This is a genomic window from Protofrankia sp. CiP3 (assembly GCF_917627345.1).
Lineage (GTDB): Bacteria > Actinomycetota > Actinomycetes > Frankiales > Frankiaceae > Protofrankia.
The window spans coordinates 1-3,073 of sequence record NZ_CAKJTM010000098.1 but is presented as its reverse complement, the minus strand read 5'-3'; the positions used below and the strand labels follow the sequence as shown (position 1 = coordinate 3,073).

Annotated in this window: 2 protein-coding genes; one reads left to right on the top strand and one right to left on the bottom strand. The window is 67.0% G+C overall.

The window, feature by feature from the left end:
* The coding region (locus tag MJ797_RS21975; RefSeq protein ID WP_239340494.1) for an AMP-binding protein at positions 1 to 1,040 on the bottom strand (1,040 nt) is incomplete at its 3' end.
* Positions 1,041 to 1,889: 849 nt separating this feature from the next.
* Here MJ797_RS21975 and MJ797_RS21970 point away from each other — a divergent pair.
* A partial coding sequence (locus tag MJ797_RS21970; RefSeq protein ID WP_239340492.1) for a helix-turn-helix domain-containing protein occupies positions 1,890 to 3,073 on the top strand: 1,184 nt, incomplete at its 3' end.

The window sequence follows — 3,073 nt, the reverse complement described above, 5'->3', positions numbered from 1 at the left end:
CCCGCGGCCCGGCCCGAAACAAACAGAGTCGCCTCAGCCATGCCGTAACAGGGAATGAGCGCGGACTCCCGGTAGCCGCGGCCGGAGAACCGGTCCCGGAACCGATCGAGAGTGGCCCGGGAAACTGGCTCCGAGCCGCAGAAGACCTGCCGCAGCGAGCTGAGGTCCAGCGTTGCCAGCTCGTCGTCGGTGACTGTCTCAGCGCACAGGTCGAACGCGAAGTTCGGGCCGACAGAGATGGTCACCTTATTGTCGGTGATCGCCTTGAGCCACCGGTAGGGCCGTTGCACGAAGTGCGCTGGCGAGAGCATGACCAGTGGCCAGCCGCCGTGCAGAGCCAGCATGATCGTTCCCATCAGGCCCATGTCATGGTAGGGCGGCAGCCACGAGCAGCCAACCCGCTCCGGGTCAGCCCCCATGTTGGCTTCGAGCGTCCGGCAGTTGCTGACCAGGTTCGCGTGGGTCAGCACGATGCCCTTGGGCTGGCCGGTCGAACCGGAGGTGTACTGCAGCAGCGCGGGTGTCGCCGGACCGGCACCGAGACCGGGAAGATCCACACCGTCCGTGAAGGTGCGGCCCGCTACCGCGCCCGGTGGAGTTGATCCACGCGGCATGGCGGCCGTGTCCTCGACGAACAGCCACACCGGGCGGGTCATGGCCGGCGGAAGCCTGGCGGTGAGAGCGTCCGTCCGCCCCGCGAACCGCGTGTCGGCGATAACCACATCAGGTGCGCAGTCCCTGATAATCGACAGGAAGCGGTCGGTCGCTCGGCGCCCGGTGGGCGGGAACGACGGCACCGCCGTCGCACCCGCGGCGAAAATGCCGAACAGCGCGGCAATATAATGCAGCCCCGGATCGAGCGCGAGCACCACCCGATGACCGGTGAGCCCGTCATGCCGCAGCTTCCCGGCCAGAACTCCGGCGTGTGCGGCCAGGTCCTGATAGGTCCAGTCGACGGCGTTGTCACCACTACCGTCCGGCAGGAAACGAAACGCGAGACGTGGTTGTTGCCGGGCACGAGCTGTAAGGATTTCACTCAACGAGGCACCTGGCCAACAAACGGCAGGCTCCACGCCGACCCCCCGAAATGTTTAGATCTGGAAATTAAATAAGATCATGCCATGTGCCTCGATCGGACGTCAATGCCTGTGATTCAGCTCCACGCGAATCCCGCAAATGATGTGCCAGAGAACAAGGAGAGTCGATCCAATTGTGCGCGGACACAATCCGGCATTGGGACGCCGGGCACCAACTAGATCGATCTTGCGCGACGGCAAGATCATCAATCGTTCACCCCGCCAGGTGCTGGCAGCTCAGCGATGACCGATACCCGCTACGACACCTTAAAATTACTTTCCGTAATAATTAGTACGCCCTGCAACAAGGATCTGTTTCTGTCATGCTTCGATGCGCTGGCCTCCTCGATCCGCATGCCCCCGTCGGGGCTGCCGCCGGCCACCGTCACGCCGTCCCCGGCGCGCGGAGGCCGGGCCCCCCGCCCCATCCCCTGTTGGATATGTTCACCGAGTCCAGCCGCTTCCTGATCGCCGCCGGATTCCGCCACCACCCCGCGGGCCCTCCAGGGGCCCGGAACTCCGTACCATCCCACTGGGCGGGCGGACGCGGTTGCATAACAGGCGGACGCCGCCCTTTGGGTTCCGCCTGGTTGACTGGATCGGGTCACCATGCACAAAAACAGCGCGTAAAATCGCGGCGTGTGCGTGGCTTGGTTTGCCGTTTTCCCGATGAAGTCGATATCTTCATAAATCCGTCCGGCGGGGCGACAGGCCCGCGGATGTCGGCGCGCCACAAGCGGTCCCAGCCTCTCCTGCCGTACGACGACGTGTGATCGTGCGCGTGGTCGCGTCCTGCCGATAAGGAGCGGATACATGCCAACCGACCCGTTGCCCCCGACGGTGTTCACGCCGGCTGGGTGGGACCAGGAGGCGGCCGGGGAGGACATCGCATCGCTGCAGGAGCGCGCGCTGCACGCGCTGAAAGCCCGCCTGCCCGAGCTTGCGGAGGTTGTCGCCGCCTCGCTGCCTGCCGCGGAGCCGGCGTACTGCGACGAAAGCATCCTGTCCCAGGAGCCAGCCCCGATGATCGGAAAATCCATCGAGAACGCCCTGGCGGCGCTGCGCATCCCCGCGGATAAAACAGATAAAAGGGACAAGCTGCTGGACTGGCCGCGCAGGGTCGGTGAGCGCTGCGGCCGGCAGGGGATGTCGGGCAAGGCCGTGCGGCGGGCATACGAGCTCGCTGGCAAAGCGGTCGCCAACGCGCTGACGCGGTGGACCGTCGAGGCCGATGTGCCTCTCCCCCGGGCCGCCGCGCTGCTCGACGATCTATGGGACATCGTTGACGAGCATGCCGCGGCGGCGCTGGCCGCCCTGCGCGCGACCGAGACGGAGCTGCTGCGCGCGCAGACCGCCGACGTCCTGCTCGATGCTCTGCTCAACGGGGCAACCGACGCCAGCACCGTCGCCGCGGTCGCCAGATCCTTCGCCATGCCCGAGCAAGGCCGCTACGCGGTCATCGTGCGGCGCCCAACCGAGGGCGGGCCGATCATCGACCCCGTCGATCTGCCGGTACGCGCGGGTACCGCCCGGCTGATCTGGCGGCTGTACGGGGAGAGCGCGGTCGGCGTGGCGGTGCTCGGGACGCTGCCGGTACCGTCCCTGGCCGACCGCATGCCCACGAACGACGGTTTCCGGACCGGCGTGAGCATGGCGGTGACGGGGCTGGCCACGCTCGGCCGGGCCCGCCGGCTCGCGGAACTGGCCTCCCGGACCCTCCCCCATGGTCTCGCCATTCTGGAGGAGCAGCTCCCGGCCGCGATTCTGACCGCCCAGCCGGACCTCGCGCACGAGCTGAAGGTTCTTGTGCTGGCACCGGTGCTGGACCTCGATCCGGTGAGCCGGGATCTGCTGCTGAACACGTTCGCGGTCTGGTTACGGTCGGACGGCTCAGCGGCGCGGGCCGCGGCCGCTCTGTGCTGTCATCGGAACACCGTGCTGAACCGGCTACGGCGACTCGAACGGCTCACCCTGCGTTCACTGACCATTCCCCGGGA